Origin of the sequence: Polynucleobacter sp. AM-7D1, from assembly GCF_018688455.1 — a bacterium.
Classification (GTDB): Bacteria; Pseudomonadota; Gammaproteobacteria; order Burkholderiales; family Burkholderiaceae; genus Polynucleobacter.
On sequence record NZ_CP061319.1, the window covers coordinates 1,232,474 to 1,255,047 of the forward strand.

A 22,574-nucleotide genomic window follows, 5' to 3' on the forward strand; every position below is an offset into this window, starting at 1 on the left:
CTGGTCGAGCGGCCGAATACAATACGGCATACTTCATTAACTGCATATTGTAGTGCTGACCACGACTGATAGGCCAATCTCATGTCTACCCAAACCCGCATTGTTTTTATTGTTTCAGACGGTACCGGCATTACCGCCGAGAACTTCAGCCAATCGATTTTGGCCCAATTTGAGGCCACTTTTAAGCACATTCGGGTGCCTTTTGTGGATAGCCCTGAAAAAGCGCATGACGCGGTTTCTAACATCAATCAGGCTGCCGTCAAATACGGAGTTCAGCCTATCGTTTTCACCACTTTGGTGAATCCAGACCTTAATCAGATTGTCGGTAAGGCTAATGGCTTGATTCTGGATATGTTCCAGACTTTTGTGGCACCTTTGGAGCAAGCTCTAGGGGTCAAATCGACCCATGCCATGAACCGCCTTCACCACAATGCCGATACCGAAGCCTACAAAAACCGCATTGAGGCTATTAACTACTCCCTAGCCCATGATGATGGTCAGTCAAACAAGAACCTTGCTGAGGCTGACGTCATTTTAGTGGGCATCTCCCGAGTGGGCAAAACGCCAACCAGTCTTTACCTGGCAATGCAATACGGTATGAAAGCAGCGAACTACCCTCTCATTCCTGAAGATTTTGAACGGGGGCAATTACCAAAGGATTTAATCCCCTATCGCAATAAGATTTTTGGCTTAATGATTGATGCTGAACGTTTATCGGAGATTCGTAATGAGCGACGCCCAGGCAGTAACTATGCCAAGCTAGAAAACTGTCGCTATGAAATCAATGAAGCCACCGCCATGATGAAAAAAGAATCTATTCCTTGGGTGGCTACAACGAGTAAATCGATTGAAGAGATTGCCACCACCGTATTGCAATCCATTAAGTCAGATAAAACAATTCTAGGCTAGTCTTTTATTGGCTTTACTTAGCATCATTGTTTAACTACGGCGCACTCGAACCGTTTCAAATAAGCAGATCGCTGCTGCCGTAGAAACATTCAGGGATTCAACTCTTGGATCAATCGGAATGGATACGCCCTTGGCTTGAGCCATCAGGTCTTCAGAAACGCCCTGCCCTTCACTTCCCATCACCCAAGCAACTGGATGAATCAATACCTTAGGCATATTGAAGAGATCAAGCTCACCATCGGCAGTAGCAGCGAGTAAAGGCGCTGTTACCGCGCTCAGCACTTGCGGGGTTGACCAACCCTCATACAGATCTAGCAGACGATGTGCGCCCATCCCAGCACGCAATACTTTGCTTGACCAAAGATGGGCACAACCCGTTAATGCAATGACTTGAGTAAAGCCAGCCGCTGCAGCAGTGCGTAAGATCGAGCCCACATTCCCCGCATCCTGAATACGATCCAAAATAATCACATCGCCAGAAATCGTCGCAACTGATTTTTGGGGATTTAATGCAGACTCCGGGAGATCTAGTAAGCCCGCAATCTGGGGAGCATTGACCAAATCACTGAGCAAGTCCCACAAGCCTTTATCCAGCTGATAAACCCGAGTATCAGGACAAATTTCTACATGGTCATAAACGGCTTGCGCAATTTCTGGGTTTTGCAAACCTAACTCTGAGGTAATTAAGGTCTTGAGCCCTGGATTACCCACCCAGGTTTGCACTAAATGGATGCCTTCCAGCAAAGCCTGACCGCAAGCAAATCTGGCCTTCTGACCTTTGGGGCCAGTAGCTTGTAATTGACGAATTTCCTTAAACAGGGAATTGTCTTTTGAGCTAATAAATTCCATTTTCATAGTTGGGATTATCAGCTATGCAGAGCTAAGACATTGCGAACAGGGGAAAAGCTCCGACGATGCTGATCGCAGGCGCCAAACTCTTTAAGAGCAGCAAAGTGCGCTTCTGTTGGATATCCCATATGTTGAGCAAAGCCATACTGGGGATGTAACTCATGTAAGGCCATCATTTGACGATCACGCGTGACTTTAGCCAAGATTGATGCTGCTGAAATCGCCGGCTCTTTGGTATCACCCTTCACAATAGCTTCTGCTGAGATTGGAAGCTCAGGACAGCGATTGCCATCGATTAGAGCTTTATCTGGCCAGCCACCCAAACGTGTGGTGAGATCTTCAATTGCACGGCGCATTGCGAGCATCGTCGCTTGCAAAATATTAATCTCATCAATCTCAGCTGGACTCGCTTCGCCGATACCCCAGGCTTTTGCCTTGAGCTGAATTTGCTCAAACAGAAACTCGCGTCTGGCGGCTGATAACTTCTTAGAATCTTTTAATCCAGCAATAGGGTTCTCGGGATCAAGAACAACAGCGCCGGCAACAACCGCCCCCGCTAATGGGCCACGCCCAGCCTCGTCAATACCACATACCCAAATCATGCTCACACAGTGGTCCGATTTTTACTAGCAGTAATTGTTTGTGCCACAGCCTGCGCAACCAATAAACCTGTTGGTCTACGCAAGGTCTCGTGCATTTCTGCAAAACGGGTTTTTAGCTGGGCAACTTTATTGGGCTTATTTAACCAATCGACTAAGGCATCAGCTAATTTGTTTGGAGTCGCATCATCTTGCAGAAGCTCGGGGACAACGAACTCGCCACAGAGAATATTCGGTAAACCCACGTAGGGCAAGTAACCCTGTCGCTTCATAATCTGTGCGGTTAACCAAGGTACCTTGTAGGAGATCACCATCGGCTTTTTCCAGAGTGCAGCCTGCAATGTTGCAGTACCACTGGCAATGAGGACGACATCGGCAGCCTCAAGTACTGCATCAGCCTCACCATCAATCAGATAAATTTTGAGGTCAGGATTTTTATCTAGGGTATTTTTTAATTGCGCCTCAAGCGGCTCTCGTAAGCGCGGTGTAGCAACCGGAATAACAAAATGAATCGCCTGGCCCGGCATCAGCTTCGTGAGCTCTGCCATCGTCTCAAAAAAGACGGGTGCAATAAGTTCAATTTCTGAACCGCGACTACCCGGTAGAACAGAAACCACGATTCCATTTAATGTATTGACTGGCAGGCTTAGGATTTTTTCTATCCTTTGCTTAGCCATTACTGGATTTGGTTCTAGCGGAATCTCACTTGCTAGAGGATGACCAACATAAGTTGCGCTAATGCCAGCACGTTCATAAATCTCAGTTTCAAAGGGAAAGATGCAGAGCATGCGCTCTACTGCTTGCTTAATCTTCGTAATACGCCCTGCTCTCCAAGCCCAAATCGAAGGAGAAACAAAGTGCAAAGTTGGAATGCCTGCTTTACGCAAAGCTAACTCGACACCCAAATTGAAATCCGGCGCATCAATACCCAAATACACATCAGGGCGACCTTCACCAGTGAGATTGCTGATGAGCTCCTTACGTAGTTTTAGAATGGCGGGCAGTTGCTTAATAGCCTCAACGTAACCGCGAACACTGAGTGTCTCCATTGGCCAATCTGAGCGCAGACCTTGCTCCTGCATACGAGGGCCACCAATGCCATAAACCACTAGATTAGAAGTATCAGGGATCTGCTTTAGCGCACTCAATACTGGCGCTGCCAGCAAGTCGCCCGAGGGCTCTCCGGCAACACAAGCAAGTTTGGACACTCGATTGACTCTATCGAATAATGCCGCGTGTAGAGGCGGCAATAAAGTCATGGAATTCTGTTAGCTTCTCTGCAGTAGCGGCATCAGATACGCTAGCCAGAGCCATCTTCTGAATCTCTACCTTAGCCTCTTCGAAACTTAGGCTATCCTTGTAGAGAACTTTATACGCCTGACGCAGCGCAGAAATCGTTTCACTGGAGAAACCACGGCGCTTCAGCCCTTCCACATTAATGCCATGTGGAGAAGCCTTATCACCTGCAGCAATCACAAATGGTGGAATGTCTTGTACTAACGCAGAAGCACCACCCAACATAGCGTGTTGGCCGATACGGACAAACTGATGCACGCCTGACATGCCACCCATGATTGCCCAGTCACTTACCTTCACATGACCAGCAATTTGCGCGTTGCTCGAGAAAATCGTGTGATTGCCGATTTGGCAGTCATGCGCAATGTGCACATATGCCATGATCCAGTTGTCATCACCAATGCGGGTAATACCTTCATCCTGAGATGTACCAGTATGGATAGTCGTGAACTCACGAATCGTATTGCGGTCACCAATAATGAGTTGTGTTGGCTCGCCACGGTATTTCATATCCTGAGGGGCGCCACCAATAGCCGCAAAGTGTGCAAAATTATTCTCTTTACCGATCGTGGTGTAACCCTCGATCACAGTATGCGAACCAATCTTACTGCCAGCGCCAATTTTGACATTTGGTCCAATAACAGAATATGGACCAATCTCTACATCACTAGCGATCTCAGCCTTGCTATCAACTACAGCGGATGCATGAATCCGAGTCATTACGCGCCTTTCGTACGAACAGCACAAGTAATATTTGCTTCAGCAGCAAGTTCACCGTCAACAGTGGCTTGCACTTGAAACTTGTATATACCAGCTCGTTCACGCTCTAGCTTAGCTGTCATGATCAGCTGGTCACCAGGCAATACTGGTTTCTTAAATCGGGCACCATCAATACCGGCAAAATAGTAAATGGCATTTTCTTCGCGTACTTCTGAAAAGGTCAGAAGTGCAGCGGTTTGAGCAAGCGCCTCAATAATTAGAACGCCTGGCATTACCGGAAAATCTGGAAAGTGCCCCTGAAAGAATGGCTCGTTCATGGTGACATTCTTAAGCGCAGTAATACTCTGACGAGGCTCAATCTCTAACACGCGATCAACCAATAAAAATGGATAGCGATGAGGCAACAACTTCAAAATTTGATTGATGTCGATAGCGATGGGTTTGCTCATGTGTTTACCTACTGGATAAAGTTTCTAATTTTTGAATGTGGTGACGAATTTATTTAGATTTATCTAATAATCGTAAGCGTTGACGTATTTTATCGAGGCCGCGCAAAATGGCAGCATTTTTCTCCCAGGCGCCATGTAGCATTGAAGGATAAACGCCTGTGTAATGCTGGCCTGGCTCGGTAATAGAACGAATAATCGAGGTATTTCCAGAAACCGTAGTTTTATCAGCAATAGTGAGATGACCTGCAAAATTAGCCGCACCGCCAATAATGCAGAAGTTACCAATTTTGGTGCTACCTGAGATAGCTGCGCAACCCGCGATCACACAACAGTTACCCACCACCACGTTATGGGCGATCTGAACTTGGTTATCAATCTTAGTTCCACTACCTATGATGGTGTCACTCATGGCGCCACGATCAATCGTCGTAGACGCACCAATCTCAACATCATTACCAATCACTACAGCACCAGTTTGAGGAATCTTGACCCACTCGGCGCCGGTTGCAGAAAAATCAGGAGCAAAACCAAAGCCGTCTGCACCAATCACAGCACCACTGTGAATAATGCAACGCTCACCAATAGTAGTCTCCGAATAAATCGAGACATTGGGGTAAATTAAAGTGTCGCTTGCAATGGCGGAATTTCTAGCAACTGAAGTATTGCCTAATAAGCTAACACGCTCACCCAATTTCACGCCAGGGCCAATTTGTACAAATGGTCCGATATGACATGAATCTGGGATATTTACAGATGGGTCTACTGCGGCACTTGAGTGCACACCAGGAGCATAAATTGGCGCAGATGCTTTCGCAAAATGCTGCGCCATTCTGGCAAAAGTAGCGTAGGGATTTTTGGAAACAAAATACACGCGCCCCACTGAGTTGCTTCCGGGATTTGCCTGAAGGAAGTCTGCGTCAGCTTGATTAACAATCAATCCACCAGCAGCACTATCACTAGCCTGTTGACGGTATAGCGGATTTGAGAGAAAGGAAATCTGGCTGACTTGGGCTCGCTCGAGAGGAGCGAGACCCTGAAGCACGAGGGAGCCATCCCCCACCAAGCTTACTTGAAACTGTTCGGCCAGCTCGATGGCGGTGGGCATAAAACTTACTTGAGACTATTCAAAGCCTTGATGACATCATCAGTTACATCAACCTTAGGATTGGCATAGGCTGGATCTTGAATAATGACATCAATTTTTCTTTGGTCAGCAATTTGCTTGAGGGCTTGATTTGCTTTTTCAGCAATCTTGGCGCGCTCTTCAAAATTACGCTGATTCAGATCTTCCGTGTACTCACGTTGTTTGCGCTGCAGTTCACGATCTTGGTCAGCCAGCTCGCGCTGACGACGAACACGATCCGCCTCAGACATCACTGCTGAGTCGCGATCTAATTTTTCTGCTGCAGCTTTAATTCTTTCAGCGCTACTACGAATCTCATTCTGACGCTTCATAAACTCATTTTGCAACTTAGTCTGACTTGCTTTAGCCATATCCGATTCGTTGAATACTTTTTCAACGTTCACAGCTGCAACACGAGTGCCGGCATCTTGCGCAAATGCCTGAGGCAAAGCGATTAGTGAAGAAACAGCAATTAAGCCGTATTGAATCCATTTTGAAGATTGACGAAGCTTCATAAAACTTTCCTTAAACAATTAAAACGCTGTACCAACTTGGAACTGCAAACGCTGAATATTATCCGTTGGTAACGACTTGATTGGAATACCGTAACTGAATTTTAGCGGGCCCAGTGGTGATATCCATGATAAACCTAAGCCATAAGAATATCGCAAGACGAGATTGATGTTTTCGTTATAAACGTTACCGCCGTCTACGAAACCAAATACGCGGAGGGTTTTATCAACGCCAGACCCAGGAACTGGGACGGTGTACTCAACGTTGCTGACAATTTTGGACTGACCGCCGGTAGGTTGATTCAGGCCGGTATAGGTATTGACGTAGGTAGGTCCAAGTGATCCTGGAGCATAGCCTCGAACAGATCCAATTCCACCCACATAGTAGTTTTTGGTAATCGGAAATGGGTACTTGCCGTATGCCTCACCATAACCAACTTCACCATTAAAGGACAGGATATTGCCCTTTGAGAAGGAGTGATATTTTTGATACTGACCAAACAAACGATAGAACATCATATTTCCAACCGGTGTACCTAATTCAGCATTCAGCTGCTGCAAGGAACCTGTTGATGGAATCAGCGTGCTATCTCGACCATCACGTGACCAACCAATTGTGATTGGAACGTTGTAAGTATTGAGTGTTGCAGGATAGCCTGGGGCAGCAATGCCATAGTCCTGCATGTAATTCAAATATGGTGTTGGCGTATTAATACTGGATTGGATTTGGAATACTTCAAATCCAGTACCGAAGAAGACTCTATCTACTTCGGTGTAGGGAACGCCAAACTTGATATTCGAACCAACAGATTTAATTTGGTAATCAGGGTCACCGGTGTAGTACAGCGGCTTAGATGAGCGGTAGTACAAATCGGTGAAGCGGCTAATACCATCCTCAGTGAAGTAAGGGTCATAGTTTGATAAAGCCAAACTTTGATTAATCTTACCGAGGGAGAAATTCAAGCCCACTGCCGTACCAGTACCGAAGGCATTCTCTTGATTAATACCAGCAGAAAGAATCAACTTCTCAGTGGATGAGAAACCGGCACCCAGAGTAATTGCGCCAGTTGGCTTCTCGGTGACCTTCACGTTCACGTCAACCTGATCAGCAGATCCTGGAACATCTTGCGTAGATACATCAGTCTCCGTGAAATAACCCAAGCGGCCCAAACGTTTTTTCGATAAATCAATCTTTTCACTGTCGAACCAGGCACTTTCAAACTGGCGCATCTCGCGACGAATTACTAGATCACGAGTCTTGGCATTACCGGTAACATTGACTTGACGAACATAGACGCGACGACCTGGATCAACCACCAGAGTCAAATCCACTTCACTTAGTTCACGACGAATGTCTGGTTGTGGATTGATGGTTGCAAACGCATAACCATATGAACCTAGAATTTCAGCAATCGCTTTAGTACTCTCAGTCAACTTAGCAGATGAGAAGGTGTCGCCAGGCTTAAGACTTACCAACTGAATTAACTCAGCCTCTTTGCCCAATAAGTCACCAGCTAAACGCACATCTTTTACTGTGAATTTATTACCCTCACGGATACTAATTGTCAGATAGATGCCTTTTTTATCAGGGGTAATAGAAACCTGGGTGGACTCAATAACAAACTCAAGGTAACCACGATTGAGATAGTAGGAGCGAATATTCTCCAAGTCGGCCGTGAGCTTTTGCTTGGAATACAAATTGTCTTTGCTATACCAAGAAAGCCAGCCACCAGTTTTCAACTGCATCTGGCTCTTAAGGGTGCTCTCACTGAACACCTTATTGCCAATAAAATTGATCTCTTGGATCTTAGCTACAGGACCTTCATCGATATTGAAATAAATCGCCACTTGATTACGCTCTACTGGGGTAACGGTTGCAACTACTTCAGCTGCATACATACCTTTACCAACATACTGGCGCTTCAGTTCTTGTTCAGCTTTATCAATCAAAGCCTTGTCATAGAAACGAGCTTCAGCAACCCCAACGGCTTTGAGTGACTTCCGAACTACCTCTACATCAAACTCCTTCATGCCAGTAAATTCAATCCGGGAAATAGTAGGACGCTCTTCAACGATCACAATCAAAACATTACCCTGAGCCTGAATTTGCACATCTCGGAAAAAGCCAGTGCTGTAGAGTGCCTTAATGGCCTCAGCACTCTTCTCTTCGGTAAAGGTATCGCCTACCTGAACTGGAAGGTAGCTAAATACAGTGCCTGGCTCCACTCGCTGCAAGCCTTCGATTCGAATATCTTTAATGACAAAGGTATCGGCTGCTTGTGCGTTTATACAAAAACCTGCCGCAACAATCAGAACGACTTGAGCAATAAATCGAGTTAGGGAGCGAAAAGAAGGTATCAAAAAATTCAAGGTGAAAGGTAGCGTTGCAAATCGTTAAACAAGGCCAGCAAGGAAAGGGCTATCAGCAGCAAAAAACCCACTTTTTGGAGCTTTTCCTGCAGAGATAATGAAATTCGCTTACCAGCAACCAACTCCCATGCATCATACAGGAGCTGACCCCCATCTAGCATTGGTAAAGGCACTAAATTCAAGAGTCCAATGCTAATACTCATGAGGGCCAAAAAGGCTACAAATGGCTGCCAGCCCACCTGGGCTGACTTCCCAGCCATATCCGCAATACTCAAGGGTCCACCCAGCTGCTTTAAGGTCGTTTTGCCGGTCAATAAACCAAGCATTAGCCTCATAGAGACCTTGGTGATCAAATAGACCCGCTGACTAGCAAAGCTCAGGGCATCAATCGGACCCAATTTCAGCTGATTCCACTCTGCAGGCGGGGTGATCTGGGGAAATAAGCCTAATGCTTTTAGTGGGTCCGATTCTGGTGTTACCGGGGGTAAATCACCCTGCCTAAAGGATTTAATATGGCGCCCACCAGAGGCATCCCGCATTTCTAGGGCAAAGCCCTGCTCTCCAGTTACGGCATCCAATAGCTGCCAACGCAGAGCATTCCAACTTGGGACGGGATCAAACTCTTCAAGAATTGGGGCGCCACTATAGTCAGATGGCAGCGATTGCCAACCAATCACTTGATCACCCGCTGCTACCCCTAGTTTGGCAGCAATCGATTGCTCAGGGGGAGCCTGCAGTTTTGCTGGCAACTGAGGCACGCCTGTGACGTAAATGATCGAAAATAAAATGACTGCCAAGAGGAAATTGGCAAATGGTCCAGCAGCCACAATGACAGATCGTTGCCAGAGCGGCTTTACATCAAAGGACTGAGATCGATCCTGCGCTGAAATATTTTGTTGACCATCTCGGCCATCCAATAATTTGACATAGCCGCCCAAGGGGATAGAAGCTACAACCCACTCGGTACCGCTACTGGCGCGAAAAGTAAATAATGGCTTGCCAAAACCTAAGGCAAAACGAAGTACTTTGACACCACATAAACGGGCTGCTAAAAAATGACCATATTCATGAAAGCTGACCAGCACACCTAAAGTGACCAAGAATGAAGCAAGAGTAATTAAGGCCTGCACAAATCGCCGATCTATCTTTTGAGATCGCGAATGAAATCATTCGCAGTACGACGAGCCAAAGCATCAACCTCAAGAATCGCTTCCAGGGAGCTCGCAGCAACTGAAGGCAAGGCATTTAAGCAGTGCTCCACTACATTAGGAATGCTTAAGTATGGCAAGCCATCATCCAAGAAAGCGGCCACAGCAACTTCGTTCGCAGCATTCAATACAGCAGGAGTAGTGCCCCCTGCTTTTGCCGCAGCAAAGGCCAAGTTAAGACAGGGGAATTGAGCAAAATTTGGTTCGGTGAAACTGAGACCACTCAACTGAGTCAGATTTAAAGGAGCAACACCAGCCTCGATGCGTTCAGGCCAGGCAAGGCCATAAGCAATTGGAGTGCGCATATCAGGCTGACCCATTTGCGCCAGCACAGAGCCATCACGATAACGCACCATCGAGTGCACTACGCTCTGCGGATGAATCAACACCTTAATCTTTTCTAGCGGCAAACCAAACAACCAAAAAGCTTCGATAACTTCCAAGCCTTTATTCATCATCGTTGCTGAATCAACTGAAATTTTTCTACCCATCACCCAGTTTGGATGGGCGCAAGCTTGCTCGGGGGTAATGTCCGATAAATCCGCAAGCTGTCTGTCTCTGAATGGTCCGCCAGAGGCAGTTAACCAAAGCTCTTCAACACCTAAATGCGCAGATGGATTTTTTGTAAAGCGATCTGGCAGACATTGAAAAATCGCATTATGTTCACTGTCGATGGGAAGTAATTCACCGCCGCCAGCTTGCATAGCCTGCATAAATAAATTACCTGACATCACGAGCGCTTCTTTATTGGCCAACAATACCCGCTTACCTGCTTGAGCTGCAGCTAGGGCAGGGACTAGGCCAGCTGCACCCACAATCGCTGCCATAACGGTATCGCACCCTGATTCGGTGATGGCACTTACTAATGCCTCAGGCCCATAAAGAACTTGAGTCGCGATCTTTTTTGCTTGCAGGAGTTGAGCCAGCTTAGCAGCGCCCTCAGCGTCAGCCACTACTGCAATAGTTGGCTTGAACTCAATACATTGCTCAGATAGACGTTCAATCTGTTTTGCAGCAGTCAAAGCGACCACCTTGAAGCGATCTGGATGCGCACGAATCACATCTAAAGTATTAACACCAATCGATCCCGTAGATCCGAGGATGGCAACTTGCTTAAGAGACATCAAATCAATCCAGCTAGTAATGCAGCAATCGGCATTGTCGGGATGAGAGCATCAACCCGATCTAGTACGCCACCATGGCCAGGCAGCAAATGACTGCTGTCTTTAACACCAGCTAAGCGCTTCAACTGAGACTCAAACAAATCACCAAAGACGCTGAACGCAGCTAATACGGTAACCATCAAGAGCATCGGCACCCATCCAAATCGAATAGCCCAGGCACCAAATAAGGTATCAGCTAGAGGTAAATACATGACACATAAGAATGCGTAGAGATAGCAAAGCACGAGACCGCCTAGCGCACCCTCAATTGACTTCCCCGGACTAATATTCACGGCTAACTTATGCTTACCAAAAGCCTTGCCAACAAAGTAAGCGCCGATATCGGCAACCCAAACTAAAGCCATACTACTCAATAAAAAGACTAAGCCCAGCTCACGTAAGAAGACTAAAGCGAACCAAGTGGCTGGGAGAATGATCAAACCCAGAATGCTGTAGAAAGGTTTGAATTTTTGAAGCGAGAGGTTCATCCCCTTTGCCAAAATAAATGGCGCCAGAAAGAACCAAAACAGGACTGCCATCATGAGCAGAGAGAACTGCCATGAGATCGCCTGAGTAGCCAGCAAAAACAAAATGATGGCCAAACAAAAAGCAGCATAGAGCCATGCCGCCTTTTTTGCCTCAGGGGCAATCATGCGACTCCATTCCCAAGCAGCTACAACTAATGCGACGAGGAAAAATCCGCCCAAATAGATTGGTGGTAATAAAAATAAGATGGGCAATAGCACTGCCATCAAGATAGTGGCAGTAATGATTCGGGTTTTTAACATAAGGGAATAAGAATACTTAGACTGCGTCGCTCAAAGGCTCGGAAGCTAGCTGAGCACTCGTACGTCCAAAACGACGCTCGCGCTGACTAAACCAGTCAAACGCTTTATGTAATTCAGCCTCATCAAAATCAGGCCAAAGGATATCCGTGAAATACAACTCGGTATACGCGAGTTGCCACAATAAGAAGTTGCTTACTCTTTGCTCCCCACCAGTGCGAATGAACAAATCTGGTTCTGGAGCATAAGCCATGGATAGATGGGCTTGCAATAACTCCTCTGATACTTGCTCCGGCTTCAAACCAGGATTAGCAGCCAAACATTGGCGCATCGCCTGCAAAATATCCCAACGACCACCGTAGTTAGCCGCAATCGTAAAAGTGAGACTTTTGCAGCCAGCAGTTTTTTCTTCAGAGAATTGCACCATCTCCTGGATCGCAGAATCAAATCGGCTGAGATCACCAATAAGGCGTAAAGAGATATCGTTTTCAGCGAGACGAGAGACTTCGCTTTTTAATGACTTGAGAAACAACTTCATTAGAAAGCCCACTTCTTCCGGTGGGCGACGCCAATTTTCAGAGCTAAATGCAAATACAGTGAGGTATTCAACACCGAGACGGCGGCACTCTTGAACAATCTTCCGCACTGCGCCTAATCCCTCAGAGTGCCCCGCTACTCGCGGCATAAAACGCTTGCTGGCCCAGCGACCATTGCCATCCATGATGATGGCAACATGGCGAGGAATAGCGCTCACCTCTGGAACAACTAAGGTAGAGCTAGTGTGCTGGGTCATAAACCGAAGAATAAAAAAATGATCTGACGATTAAACCGTCATGATCTCTTTTTCTTTTTCAGAAACCAACTTATCAATCTCAACAACCGTGCGATCGGTCATCTTCTGAATATCATCAGTTGCACGACGCTCATCATCCTCTGAAATTTCTTTATCTTTAGTTAAGCGCTTCAGGTGCTCATTCGCATCACGGCGTAAATTGCGTACGGCGATTTTGGCGTCTTCACCTTCATTCTTGACCACCTTAGTTAAGTCACGACGGCGCTCTTCTGTCAAAGCAGGCATTGGTACGCGAATCACAGTACCTTGGGAGGCTGGATTAAGACCTAAATCAGAATCGCGAATTGCTTTCTCAATTGCACCAACCATGGTCTTTTCAAATGGCTGTACATTAATCGTTCTAGCATCAGCCAAACCTAAGCTAGCTACTTGGCTTAGCGGCGTTGGATTACCGTAGTAATCCACTTGAATATGCTCCAAAATTCCTGGGTTAGCACGGCCAGAACGAATCTTGGCTAAATTGGATTTCAAAGCCTCGAGAGACTTCTGCATCTTTTGATCGGTAGTGGTTTTAATTTCTGCTGCGGACATCAAGCCTCCTATTAAACGTGTACTAAAGTACCCTCAGATTCACCCTGAACCACGCGCATCAATGCGCCTGGCTTGAGTATTGAAAATACTTTGATTGGTAATTTACGATCACGACACAATGCAAAAGCAGTTGCATCCATTACTTGCAAGTTTTTGATGATGGCCTCATCAAAGGTAATTGTCTTGTACAGAGTAGCAGTTGGATCCTTCATTGGATCTGCACTGTAAATGCCATCAACCTTGGTAGCTTTCAGAACGATCTCCGCACCCATCTCAGCACCACGCAAAGCAGCTGCTGTATCGGTAGTAAAGAATGGGTTGCCAGTACCCGCAGCAAAGATCACAACCTTACCCTCAGTCAATGCGCGAATTGCACGAGGACGAATATATGGCTCAACCACTTGATCCATTCTGAGAGCAGATTGCACGCGCGCTTCAACACCTTTTTGGCGCAAAGCATCCTGAAGTGCAAGGGAGTTCATCATGGTGGCAAGCATTCCCATGTAGTCAGCTGTTGCACGATCCATGCCGGCTGCACCACCTGCTACACCGCGGAAGATGTTTCCACCACCAATAACAATGGCCAGCTGAACACCGCTGTTTACTACATCGGCAATTTCTTTCACCATGGAATCAATGGTGACTGGATTGATGCCAAAAGCATCATCCCCCATGAGGGCTTCACCAGAGAGTTTTAAGAGAACACGTTTGTAGGCTGGCATCGTTTTATTTTCCGTAATTTGCTAAGCAATTTACTTGCTTAGCTTATTGATCTTTAAGTACTTTTTTATATCTTGCCCAAATTATAAAGGGCTTGGCACAGATCAAACAAAAGGGCATAGAAACCGAGATTTCCATGCCCTTTTGGGTATGACAGCCTTACTGGGCAAGCCCAGCAGTTTTGGAGCTAATTAAGCGCCTTTAGCAGCGGCAACCTGAGCAGCAACTTCTGCTGCAAAGTCGTCTTGACGCTTCTCAATGCCCTCGCCCACAACAAACATGGTGAAACCCTTGATTGTGGTGTTGGCGGCCTTGAGCATTTGCTCAACAGTTTGCTTGTCGTTTTTAACGAAAGTTTGGTTCAACAAAGAAACCTCTTTGAGGTACTTCTGAATAGAACCTTCAACCATCTTCTCAACGATTTCTGGTGGTTTGCCAGATTCAGCAGCCTTTTGAACGGCAACACTACGCTCCACAGCAATCGCTTCAGCAGGAACATCAGCCATCGACAAAGCCACTGGCTTCATTGCAGCAATATGCATTGCCACGTCTTTAGCTGCAGTCTCGTCACCTTCGAACTCAACCATCACACCAATACGAGTACCGTGAAGGTAAGAAACCAACTTGTTGCTACCAGCAAAACGCTTGAAGCGACGTGGCATGATGTTCTCGCCGATCTTACCGATCAAGGCGCTACGAACTTCATCAACAGTTTGACCATTCATTGGCAATGCAAGTAATGCAGCAACGTCAGCTGGATTCTTTTCAGAAATCAGATTTGCGCAGGCTTGTGTAAATGCCAAGAAATCATCATTCTTTGAAACGAAGTCAGTCTCACAGTTCACTTCAAGTAAAGAACCTGTAGTGCCATTAATGGCTGAAGCAACAATACCTTCAGCAGTAACGCGTGAAGCAGCTTTGCCAGCCTTGCTACCGAGCTTTACACGCAGAATTTCTTCTGCACGAGCCATATCGCCATCAGCTTCAGTCAATGCTTTTTTGCACTCCATCATCGGAGCATCAGTCTTGGCGCGTAACTCGCCAACCATTGCAGCGGTAATAGCGGCCATTATTCAGCTTTCCCTTCTTCAACAAACTCTTCTTCGCCTTCTTTAACGGCAGTCAAGATTTCTTGAACAGAGTTTGATTTACCTTCGAGGATTGCATCGGCAATGCCACGAGCGTAGAGAAGAACAGCTTTGCTGGAGTCATCGTTACCAGGGATGATGTAATCAACACCTTCTGGCGAATGGTTGGTATCAACCACGGCGATAACAGGAATACCAAGCTTGTTAGCTTCAGTAATAGCAATCTTGTGATAACCAACGTCCACTACGAAAATTGCATCAGGAACGCCATTCAAATCTTGGATACCGCCAAGCGCTTTTTGCAACTTGTCGAGATCGCGATCATTAGTCAAAGCTTCTTTCTTAGAAAGCTTTTCCCAATCGCCAGCCTCTTTAGCAACTGCCATATCCTTCAAACGCTTGAGGGACCCTTTAACAGTTTTGAAGTTAGTGAGCGTACCGCCCAACCAACGGCTGTCGATGTAAGGCATACCAGCACGAGCAGCTTCTTCAGCAATGATCTCGCGTGACTGACGCTTAGTACCAACGAATAAGATGGTTCCACGATTAGCAGCAACTTGTTTTGCAAATTTCAGGGCGTCCTGAAACATTGGCAATGTTTTTTCTAAGTTGATGATGTGAATTTTGTTGCGATGGCCGAAAATATAAGGGGCCATTCTTGGGGACCAGAAACGGGTTTGGTGACCAAAATGGCAACCGGCTTCCAGCATTTGACGCATAGTTACTGACATAACTTCTCCTAAGGGTTAGTTTCTAAGATTGAGTCCTAGCTGCGCTAAAAAACGCCACCCTGGAAGGCTCAACCCGCGATTTCAGATCAAAATTGACCTGAGAGCGAAATTATAGCTTAAATATCAACAACCTAGACCCCTGCCATCCTGCCCCAGGAATCTCAATCCCCGTGGAAATAGCTTCAAATCGACTATTTGCCCAATTTTTGAGCACTACGCATCTACCAAAAACTGCCAAGTCGTTGATAATCAAGGCATGAATAGTGTATTTACTGCCGAAAAAGACATCCAAGGGATGCGCGAGGCTGGCCGCCTAGCCAGTGAAGTTCTTGATCATGTTGCTCCGCACGTCAAAGCGGGTGTGAGTACCGCCGAATTGGATCGCATCTGCCACGAGTACATGCGCGATGTCCAAAAGACCATTCCCGCCCCATTGAACTACCAACCGCCAGGCTACCCACCCTTCCCGGCATCTATCTGCACTTCGGTAAATGATGTCATTTGCCATGGCATCCCCGGCGAAAAGATTTTAAAGATTGGTGACGTCGTGAATCTCGATATCACTGTCATTACTCCGGATGGCTACTATGGCGATACCAGCCGTATGTTTATGGTTGGCGAGGTTTCCGTATTAGCCAAACGTCTTACTCAAATTACATTTGAATGTATGTGGCTTGGCATTGCACAAGTCAAGCCTGGTGCTTCGCTGGGAGACATTGGTCACGTCATTCAACAGCATGCTGAAAATGCTGGCTACTCCGTTGTCCGTGAATATTGTGGTCATGGCATTGGCAAAGTGTTTCATCAGGATCCACAGATTCTTCACTATGGCCGCCCTGGCACTGGTGAAAAGTTAAAAGAAGGAATGACCTTCACTATTGAACCCATGATCAATGCTGGCAAACGTGATATTCGCACCATGCCAGATCAATGGACGGTGAAGACTAAAGATCGCAGCCTGTCTGCACAATGGGAACACACGCTTTTGGTAACAGCTACTGGTGTTGAAGTGCTTACTTGGTCAGAGGGTAGCAATCCAGCTCCTGATTGCGTTAAAGGACTATCCTTTAGGCCAAGTCTAGCAAGCGCATAAATTCATGAACAAACCCAGGGCAGCCAGCAATATTACCGATGCAGCTAGCCTGCGTGCAGCTCGCGAAGTTGCTTACGACGACTTCAGAAAAACACAGGTAGTTGGTAGGTTAACCAAACAACTTACCAAGATGAGCGATCAAGTACTCACCCATCTCTGGAGTAGCTGCGGCTTAAACAATGAAGCTAGCCTAATTGCCGTTGGCGGTTATGGAAGAAATGCTTTATTCCCCCATTCTGATATTGATATTCTCATTCTGCTCCCAGCCGAAGAAAAAAAGGCACTCGCTTTATCAAAACAGGTTGAACAGTTTATAGCCAGCTGCTGGGATATGGGATTAGAGATAGGCTCTTCAGTGCGGAACACTGCGGAATGCATGTCTGAATCCGAGCAAGATGTCACTGTACGCACATCACTCTTAGAAGCACGATTTCTGTGTGGCAATAGACAGCTATTTAAAGATTTTGTAAAAGCCTTTGAAGCAGCCATGGATCCAAAGTCATTCTTTCAGGCTAAGCTAGCAGAGCAAATTCAGCGTCACTACAAATACCAAGATACACCCTACTCTTTAGAACCCAATTGCAAAGAGAGTCCTGGTGGCTTGCGTGACTTACAGGTCATCTCCTGGGTCAGTAAAGCAGCGCACCTAGGCAATACATTTAAAGATCTTAGCCTTGCTGGTCTAGTTACTCAACGTGAGTTAACTGAACTCAATCGCAACCAGCGTTTTTTAGAAACTCTGCGTGCCAATCTTCACCTACTAGCTAAACGTAGGCAAGATGTATTGGCCTTTGACTTACAAGCGCCACTTGCTGCAGCCATGGGTATCACAGAAGAGTCCTCTAGGCTAGCTAGTGAGGCCATCATGCGCCGCTACTATTGGGCAGCTAAAGCAGTGAATCAATTGAATGACGTACTGCTGCAGAACATTGAAGCACTACTCTTTCCCCAAGAGTCCAAAACAACCCATGCGATTGCCGGTGAAGGCAATGAGTGCTTTATTGAGCGTCAAGGTGTCTTAGATATCACCGACCCCCAGTTGTTTCAGAAACACCCAGAACAAATTCTACGTACCTTCTTGGTGTTTGCACAGACAGCTAACGTCAAGAGCTTATCTGCAACGATCTTTAGAGCGCTATATAACGCGCGTCAGAAGATGGATAGTAAATGGCGCAAAGATCCAGTCAATCGTGCACTCTTTATTGAGATTCTTAAAGAGCCAGAAGGAGTGAGTCGAGCATTCCAACTCATGAACCGCACCAGCGTACTTGGTCGCTATCTACCCGCCTTCAGAAAAATTGTTGGTCAAATGCAGCATGATTTATTTCATGTCTATACGGTTGACCAACACATCTTGATGGTTCTGCGTAATGTGCGTCGCTTTATGGTGGTCGAGCATACGCATGAATTTCCCTTCTGCAGTAGCCTGATTGCCCACTTTGAAAAACCTTGGCTATTGGTGATTGCCGCCCTCTTTCATGACATTGCTAAAGGACGCGGTGGTGATCACTCTGAACTTGGCAAAGCAGATATGCGTAGGTTTGCAAAAGATCATGGCCTCGATAAAGCGGATACCGAGTTATTGGTTTGGTTAGTTGCAGAGCACTTGAATATGAGTCAAGTAGCTCAGAAGCAAGACATCACAGATCCAGAAGTAGTGCAGGCGTTTGCTAAAAAGGTAGGTGATGAGCGCCATCTCACAGCACTATATCTATTAACTGTTGCTGATGTCCGCGGAACTAGCCCTAAAGTCTGGAATGCCTGGAAGGGCAAACTATTAGAGGATCTCTATCGCGTCACCTTACGTGTATTGGGTGGTGCAAAACCAGATGCTTCTTCCGAGCTTGCACAGCATCAAGAAGGATCTCGCGCCAAGCTACGTCTCTATGCAATTGAAGATTCTGCTTATGAGAATTTATGGAAGCGGTTAGATGTTGCCTTCTTCTTGCGTCAAGATGCGGCGGATATTGCTTGGCTTACACGCCATCTCTACAACAAGGTGGATAGTGAAATTCCTGTAGTACGGGCCCGCCTCTCTCCGGTTGGCGAAGGCTTGCAAATTGCCGTCTATGTAAAAGACCAGGAAGATCTCTTTGCCAGAATTTGCGCCTACTTTGAGCGCCACGGCTTCTCGATTTGGGATGCCCGCATTCATACAACGAAGCATGGGTATGCACTGGATACTTTCCAGATCTCTGGTAGTAATTTAGTTGATGAAGGCGGCAGTTACCGCGACCTCATTCAGTTAGTTGAATATGAGCTAACAGCTGCATTGCAAAACAATGATCCTTTGCCATCTCCCAGCATGGGAAGACTCTCAAGACAGTCTCGCACCTTCCCAATCCAACCACGTGTGCACATGATTCCGGATGAACGCGGTCAGTACTATGCACTCTCCCTTTCAGCAAGTGATCGCACCGGACTACTTTACGCAATCTCTAGAGTCTTGGCTAAGCACCAAGTCTCATTGCACACTGCGCGTATCAATACCTTGGGCGAGCGCGTAGAAGACGTATTCCTATTGGATGCAGCTAACTTGAGCAAGAATCCAAAACTACAAATCCTGCTAGAGACAGACTTGCTAGAGGCATTAGGAGCTTAATTAGCTTTACCTAGCCGTACTGACTTACAAGCAGTTTTAATGCAAGAAATCTCAAAGAGAATATTGAATCCCAGTCACAAGAAGAAAAGGGGTTCTATTACATATTTTTTAAAATTTCTGCCTTCTTCTTGGCATATTCTTGATTCGTAATTAAGCCTTTTTGTAGCATTAAATTTAACTCTTCTAATGTTTTTAACGCATTGGAATTCTTTGCGCTTGCATCGGAAGAAACGCCTGTAGTGTTGCTAGATTTAACAGGACTAACTTGAGGGGCTGGGGCTGGGGCTTGAGTTGGGACAGGAGTAGGTTGCTCACCAGTTTCATTGGGGGTATTTGGTTGATAAGGAGCGGGAGGGCAATTACGATCTACGCCCATTTGCTGTAAACGATCATATCTCGCTTTAGCCGCACGCTCTTCTATGGTTGGCGTATCACCTATGTTCATAAAAAACCAGGGAATCCCAAGAGTAAAAATTCCAGCTACCCCCAGTGCAGCGTTGGTACCGGTCTGCCGATTTTTATCCCCGTTCGCCTGCAGTTGTGCAGTAATCATTTGCTGCATTTCATTCGCAATAGCATCACAACTCAAAGTACTATCTCCAGCTTGAGCAACAGGAACAGTAATGGGAACGGTGGTGGTGCAACCCACAGAAATTAGTGAAATGGCTACTATGCTCACTGTAATCTTTTTAATCACTCCCTGCTTTCGTGATATTTGTTGCACTTAACATTGCCAAAACTATTTCGCAACATTTAATGGATTTTTAACTCTTGGAAAATTTCATAATTATTTGGAATTTATCATACAAATTCACCACCCGCCTTTGTTTACGTCTATAGAGAATTAGTATTGTTGTGGTAGACCCAAGATTCAGAATAAAAATTGCTATAAATTAGTTTGAATTGCTTTGCAATTAAACAGATTCCTCATCTTCCTATCCAGGAGTGGAGAACTTAACTTAATAAGCTGAGCATTGCGGTCTCATCAATAACGGGAATGCCCAGCTCTTCTGCTTTTGTGAGTTTGCTTCCCGCGTCTGAACCCGCTACTACATAGTCTGTTTTCTTGGAGACTGAACCCGCAACTTTAGCGCCTGCTTTTTCAAGAAGATCTTTGGCTTCATCCCTTGTCATGGTTGGAAAAGTACCCGTGAGTACAAAGGTTTTTCCTGCAACGGCGGCACTGATGACTTTCTCTTCGACGCAGAGTTGCATACCTGAGGCCAACAGTTGCTCAATGACTTCTCGGTTATGAGCTTCTTCCATAAAGCTGGTGATGGAGTCGGCCACTACAGGGCCAACATCTTTTACTGTTAGTAAGTCTTCGAGCTTAGCATCCATCAGGGCATGCATGGACTGATAGTGATTAGCCAAATCTTTAGCAGTGGTTTCGCCGACGTGGCGAATTCCCAAGGCAAATATAAATCTGGCTAAGGTAGTGTTTCTAGATTGGTTGATTGCGGCAATGAGATTGTCGGCAGACTTCTCACCCATACGCTCAAGATTGGCAATAGCTGTAAAACCAAGACGATAGAGATCTGCTGGCGTTCTCACAAGATTGTGATCAACTAACTGGTCAACAATTTTCTCTCCTAGACCTTCAATATCCAATGCACGTCTATGTGCAAAATGAATTAATGCCTGCTTACGCTGCGCGCCGCAGAATAGTCCGCCACTGCAACGTGCGACTGCTTCGTCTGCCAAGCGCTCTATATGTGAATCACATACGGGGCAGTTTGTTGGCATTACAAATTCTGTTGCATTGGCAGGTCTACGTTCTTTAACCACTGAAACCACTTCAGGAATCACATCCCCTGCCCTTCTAACGGAAACGGTATCGCCAATACGCACATCTTTACGTTTGACTTCATCTTCATTATGGAGAGTAGCGTTCGTCACGGTGACTCCACCGACCTCCACGGGAGCAAGCCTTGCGACTGGTGTGATGGCGCCTGTACGCCCTACTTGCACATCAATGCCAAGTACGGTTGTTAAGGCCTCTTGTGCTGGAAACTTATGAGCCAATGCAAAGCGTGGGGCTCTAGAAACAAAGCCCAACTTGGACTGTTCTGCAAACGAATTGACCTTATAGACCACACCATCAATATCGTAAGGCAAAGAATCGCGCTTGACACCAACTTCCTCATAGAAAGCCAATATCTCATCTACAGATTTGAGTACGCGGCGCTCCGAACAAACTGGTAATCCCAGTTTGACGTAAGCATTGAGTAATTCTTCATGCGTTTTGGGGAGCCAAGATTGTGGTTCTAGCGCTCCAAGTCCATAAGCAAAGAATGAGAGCGGTCTTTTGGCGGTGATCTTGGAATCAAGTTGGCGCAGACTGCCTGCTGCAGCATTGCGGGGATTGGCAAACTCTTTTTCACCTTGAGATGCTGCTTGCGCATTCATTTTCTGGAAGTCTTTGAGATACATAAAGACTTCACCGCGCACCTCTAATACAGCGGGAATATTTTTACCAGACAGTTTTAATGGAATTGCACGAATAGTTTTGATGTTTGCTGTGACATCTTCACCGCTAGCACCATCACCACGCGTAGCAGCCCTAACTAGTGAGCCACGCTCGTAACGAAGTGAGATTGCTAAGCCATCAAATTTGAGTTCGCCCGCATAATACACTTGGTCAACATGAAGACCTTCACGACAACGACGATCAAAGGCAATGAGCTCAACATCTTCAAACGCATTGTTTAAAGACAGCATGGGCACTGTATGCGTAACCGAATCAAATTCTTTAAGTGCCGTGCCACCAACCCTTTGCGAGAGCGAATCAGCAGTAATCCACTCAGGATGAGCAGCCTCAATATCGATCAACTCTCGATAAAGACGATCGTATTCGCTATCAGGGACTATTGGATTATCTAGAACGTAGTAGGCATGCTCTAAGCGTGCTAACTCAGACTGTAAAAATGCGTAGCGATCCGCTAAATTTGTCGGACTAGAAGACGACAAAAC

The 22,574-nt window shown here is 46.2% G+C and carries 21 protein-coding genes; 3 read left to right on the forward strand and 18 right to left on the reverse strand.

Annotated features, from left to right (window positions below; translation table 11 throughout):
- Positions 1 to 81 precede the first annotated feature (81 nt).
- Positions 82 to 909 (forward strand): pyruvate, water dikinase regulatory protein, encoded by an 828-nt coding sequence (locus GQ359_RS06490; RefSeq protein ID WP_215386085.1) that lies wholly within the window; start codon positions 82 to 84, stop codon positions 907 to 909.
- A 30-nt stretch (positions 910 to 939) separates the two neighbouring features.
- Here the strand turns inward: GQ359_RS06490 and GQ359_RS06495 are convergent, their stop codons facing one another.
- The 16 genes from GQ359_RS06495 to rpsB all read right to left on the reverse strand — a co-directional run bounded on the left by GQ359_RS06495 (position 940) and on the right by rpsB (position 15,906).
- Positions 940 to 1,764 (reverse strand): RNA methyltransferase, encoded by an 825-nt coding sequence (locus GQ359_RS06495; RefSeq protein WP_215386087.1) that lies wholly within the window; start codon positions 1,762 to 1,764, stop codon positions 940 to 942.
- An 11-nt stretch (positions 1,765 to 1,775) separates the two neighbouring features.
- On the reverse strand, positions 1,776 to 2,366 hold the full coding sequence (gene rnhB, locus GQ359_RS06500; RefSeq protein ID WP_215386089.1) for a ribonuclease HII: 591 nt from the start codon (positions 2,364 to 2,366) through the stop codon (positions 1,776 to 1,778).
- Positions 2,363 to 3,616: a lipid-A-disaccharide synthase gene (gene lpxB, locus GQ359_RS06505; protein WP_215386091.1), complete on the reverse strand. Its 1,254-nt coding sequence runs from the start codon at positions 3,614 to 3,616 to the stop codon at positions 2,363 to 2,365. The genes rnhB and lpxB overlap by 4 nt, the downstream gene beginning before the upstream one ends.
- A complete protein-coding gene (gene lpxA / locus GQ359_RS06510; RefSeq protein WP_215386093.1) occupies positions 3,576 to 4,373 on the reverse strand; it encodes an acyl-ACP--UDP-N-acetylglucosamine O-acyltransferase in 798 nt (265 codons plus the stop codon). Before lpxA ends, lpxB begins: the two co-directional genes overlap by 41 nt.
- Positions 4,373 to 4,822 (reverse strand): 3-hydroxyacyl-ACP dehydratase FabZ, encoded by a 450-nt coding sequence (gene fabZ, locus GQ359_RS06515; RefSeq protein ID WP_015421422.1) that lies wholly within the window; start codon positions 4,820 to 4,822, stop codon positions 4,373 to 4,375. Before fabZ ends, lpxA begins: the two co-directional genes overlap by 1 nt.
- A gap of 49 nt (positions 4,823 to 4,871) precedes the next feature.
- A complete protein-coding gene (gene lpxD, locus GQ359_RS06520) occupies positions 4,872 to 5,927 on the reverse strand; it encodes a UDP-3-O-(3-hydroxymyristoyl)glucosamine N-acyltransferase (protein ID WP_215386095.1) in 1,056 nt (351 codons plus the stop codon).
- A 5-nt stretch (positions 5,928 to 5,932) separates the two neighbouring features.
- Positions 5,933 to 6,460: an OmpH family outer membrane protein gene (locus GQ359_RS06525; protein WP_215386097.1), complete on the reverse strand. Its 528-nt coding sequence runs from the start codon at positions 6,458 to 6,460 to the stop codon at positions 5,933 to 5,935.
- Between the two features lie 18 nt (positions 6,461 to 6,478).
- On the reverse strand, positions 6,479 to 8,818 hold the full coding sequence (gene bamA, locus GQ359_RS06530) for an outer membrane protein assembly factor BamA (RefSeq protein ID WP_371822414.1): 2,340 nt from the start codon (positions 8,816 to 8,818) through the stop codon (positions 6,479 to 6,481).
- A gap of 5 nt (positions 8,819 to 8,823) precedes the next feature.
- The gene (locus GQ359_RS06535; RefSeq protein ID WP_215386101.1) at positions 8,824 to 9,957 is read right to left on the reverse strand and encodes an RIP metalloprotease; all 1,134 of its coding nucleotides are present in this window, start codon (positions 9,955 to 9,957) and stop codon (positions 8,824 to 8,826) included.
- Positions 9,958 to 9,968: 11 nt separating this feature from the next.
- A complete protein-coding gene (gene ispC, locus GQ359_RS06540) occupies positions 9,969 to 11,159 on the reverse strand; it encodes a 1-deoxy-D-xylulose-5-phosphate reductoisomerase (RefSeq protein WP_215386102.1) in 1,191 nt (396 codons plus the stop codon).
- Positions 11,159 to 11,986 carry a phosphatidate cytidylyltransferase gene (locus GQ359_RS06545; RefSeq protein WP_215386104.1) on the reverse strand — a complete coding sequence of 276 codons (828 nt, stop codon included), beginning with the start codon at positions 11,984 to 11,986 and terminating at the stop codon, positions 11,159 to 11,161. Before GQ359_RS06545 ends, ispC begins: the two co-directional genes overlap by 1 nt.
- 16 nt (positions 11,987 to 12,002) lie before the next feature.
- On the reverse strand, positions 12,003 to 12,776 hold the full coding sequence (gene uppS, locus GQ359_RS06550) for a polyprenyl diphosphate synthase (protein WP_215386106.1): 774 nt from the start codon (positions 12,774 to 12,776) through the stop codon (positions 12,003 to 12,005).
- A 30-nt stretch (positions 12,777 to 12,806) separates the two neighbouring features.
- Positions 12,807 to 13,367 (reverse strand): ribosome recycling factor, encoded by a 561-nt coding sequence (gene frr, locus GQ359_RS06555; protein WP_215301289.1) that lies wholly within the window; start codon positions 13,365 to 13,367, stop codon positions 12,807 to 12,809.
- Positions 13,368 to 13,378: 11 nt separating this feature from the next.
- Positions 13,379 to 14,089, reverse strand: coding sequence for a UMP kinase (gene pyrH, locus GQ359_RS06560; RefSeq protein WP_215301291.1), 711 nt, complete (start codon positions 14,087 to 14,089; stop codon positions 13,379 to 13,381).
- A 189-nt stretch (positions 14,090 to 14,278) separates the two neighbouring features.
- A complete protein-coding gene (tsf, locus tag GQ359_RS06565) occupies positions 14,279 to 15,157 on the reverse strand; it encodes a translation elongation factor Ts (protein WP_215386107.1) in 879 nt (292 codons plus the stop codon).
- The gene (gene rpsB / locus GQ359_RS06570; protein WP_015421433.1) at positions 15,157 to 15,906 is read right to left on the reverse strand and encodes a 30S ribosomal protein S2; all 750 of its coding nucleotides are present in this window, start codon (positions 15,904 to 15,906) and stop codon (positions 15,157 to 15,159) included. Before rpsB ends, tsf begins: the two co-directional genes overlap by 1 nt.
- A 256-nt stretch (positions 15,907 to 16,162) precedes the next feature.
- On the opposite strand from rpsB, the gene map reads away from it, so the two are divergent.
- Both map and GQ359_RS06580 read left to right on the forward strand, forming a co-directional pair.
- Complete coding sequence (gene map / locus GQ359_RS06575; RefSeq protein WP_215386109.1) at positions 16,163 to 16,999, forward strand: type I methionyl aminopeptidase; 837 nt, start codon at positions 16,163 to 16,165, stop codon at positions 16,997 to 16,999.
- 4 nt (positions 17,000 to 17,003) lie between these two features.
- Positions 17,004 to 19,601, forward strand: a complete 2,598-nt coding sequence (locus GQ359_RS06580) for a [protein-PII] uridylyltransferase (protein ID WP_215386111.1) — start codon at positions 17,004 to 17,006, stop codon at positions 19,599 to 19,601.
- Positions 19,602 to 19,698: 97 nt separating this feature from the next.
- Here the strand turns inward: GQ359_RS06580 and GQ359_RS06585 are convergent, their stop codons facing one another.
- Positions 19,699 to 20,280, reverse strand: coding sequence for an SHOCT domain-containing protein (locus tag GQ359_RS06585; RefSeq protein ID WP_215386113.1), 582 nt, complete (start codon positions 20,278 to 20,280; stop codon positions 19,699 to 19,701).
- Between the two features lie 275 nt (positions 20,281 to 20,555).
- On the reverse strand, positions 20,556 to 22,571 hold the full coding sequence (gene ligA / locus GQ359_RS06590; RefSeq protein ID WP_215386115.1) for an NAD-dependent DNA ligase LigA: 2,016 nt from the start codon (positions 22,569 to 22,571) through the stop codon (positions 20,556 to 20,558).
- Positions 22,572 to 22,574: the final 3 nt, after the last annotated feature.

What these genes read in the sequence shown, in the direction of transcription:
- uppS (WP_215386106.1), bottom strand. Translation starts at nt 12,776, where the DNA reads ATGACCCAGCACACTAGCTCTACCTTAGTTGTTCCAGAGGTGAGCGCT.
- GQ359_RS06545 (WP_215386104.1), bottom strand. Translation starts at nt 11,986, where the DNA reads ATGTTAAAAACCCGAATCATTACTGCCACTATCTTGATGGCAGTGCTA.
- frr (WP_215301289.1), bottom strand. Translation starts at nt 13,367, where the DNA reads ATGTCCGCAGCAGAAATTAAAACCACTACCGATCAAAAGATGCAGAAG.
- fabZ (WP_015421422.1), bottom strand. Translation starts at nt 4,822, where the DNA reads ATGAGCAAACCCATCGCTATCGACATCAATCAAATTTTGAAGTTGTTG.
- GQ359_RS06525 (WP_215386097.1), bottom strand. Translation starts at nt 6,460, where the DNA reads ATGAAGCTTCGTCAATCTTCAAAATGGATTCAATACGGCTTAATTGCT.
- GQ359_RS06495 (WP_215386087.1), bottom strand. Translation starts at nt 1,764, where the DNA reads ATGAAAATGGAATTTATTAGCTCAAAAGACAATTCCCTGTTTAAGGAA.
- ispC (WP_215386102.1), bottom strand. Translation starts at nt 11,159, where the DNA reads ATGTCTCTTAAGCAAGTTGCCATCCTCGGATCTACGGGATCGATTGGT.
- tsf (WP_215386107.1), bottom strand. Translation starts at nt 15,157, where the DNA reads ATGGCCGCTATTACCGCTGCAATGGTTGGCGAGTTACGCGCCAAGACT.
- pyrH (WP_215301291.1), bottom strand. Translation starts at nt 14,089, where the DNA reads ATGCCAGCCTACAAACGTGTTCTCTTAAAACTCTCTGGTGAAGCCCTC.
- lpxB (WP_215386091.1), bottom strand. Translation starts at nt 3,616, where the DNA reads ATGACTTTATTGCCGCCTCTACACGCGGCATTATTCGATAGAGTCAAT.
- GQ359_RS06580 (WP_215386111.1), top strand. Translation starts at nt 17,004, where the DNA reads ATGAACAAACCCAGGGCAGCCAGCAATATTACCGATGCAGCTAGCCTG.
- lpxD (WP_215386095.1), bottom strand. Translation starts at nt 5,927, where the DNA reads ATGCCCACCGCCATCGAGCTGGCCGAACAGTTTCAAGTAAGCTTGGTG.
- rpsB (WP_015421433.1), bottom strand. Translation starts at nt 15,906, where the DNA reads ATGTCAGTAACTATGCGTCAAATGCTGGAAGCCGGTTGCCATTTTGGT.
- lpxA (WP_215386093.1), bottom strand. Translation starts at nt 4,373, where the DNA reads ATGACTCGGATTCATGCATCCGCTGTAGTTGATAGCAAGGCTGAGATC.
- GQ359_RS06490 (WP_215386085.1), top strand. Translation starts at nt 82, where the DNA reads ATGTCTACCCAAACCCGCATTGTTTTTATTGTTTCAGACGGTACCGGC.
- map (WP_215386109.1), top strand. Translation starts at nt 16,163, where the DNA reads ATGAATAGTGTATTTACTGCCGAAAAAGACATCCAAGGGATGCGCGAG.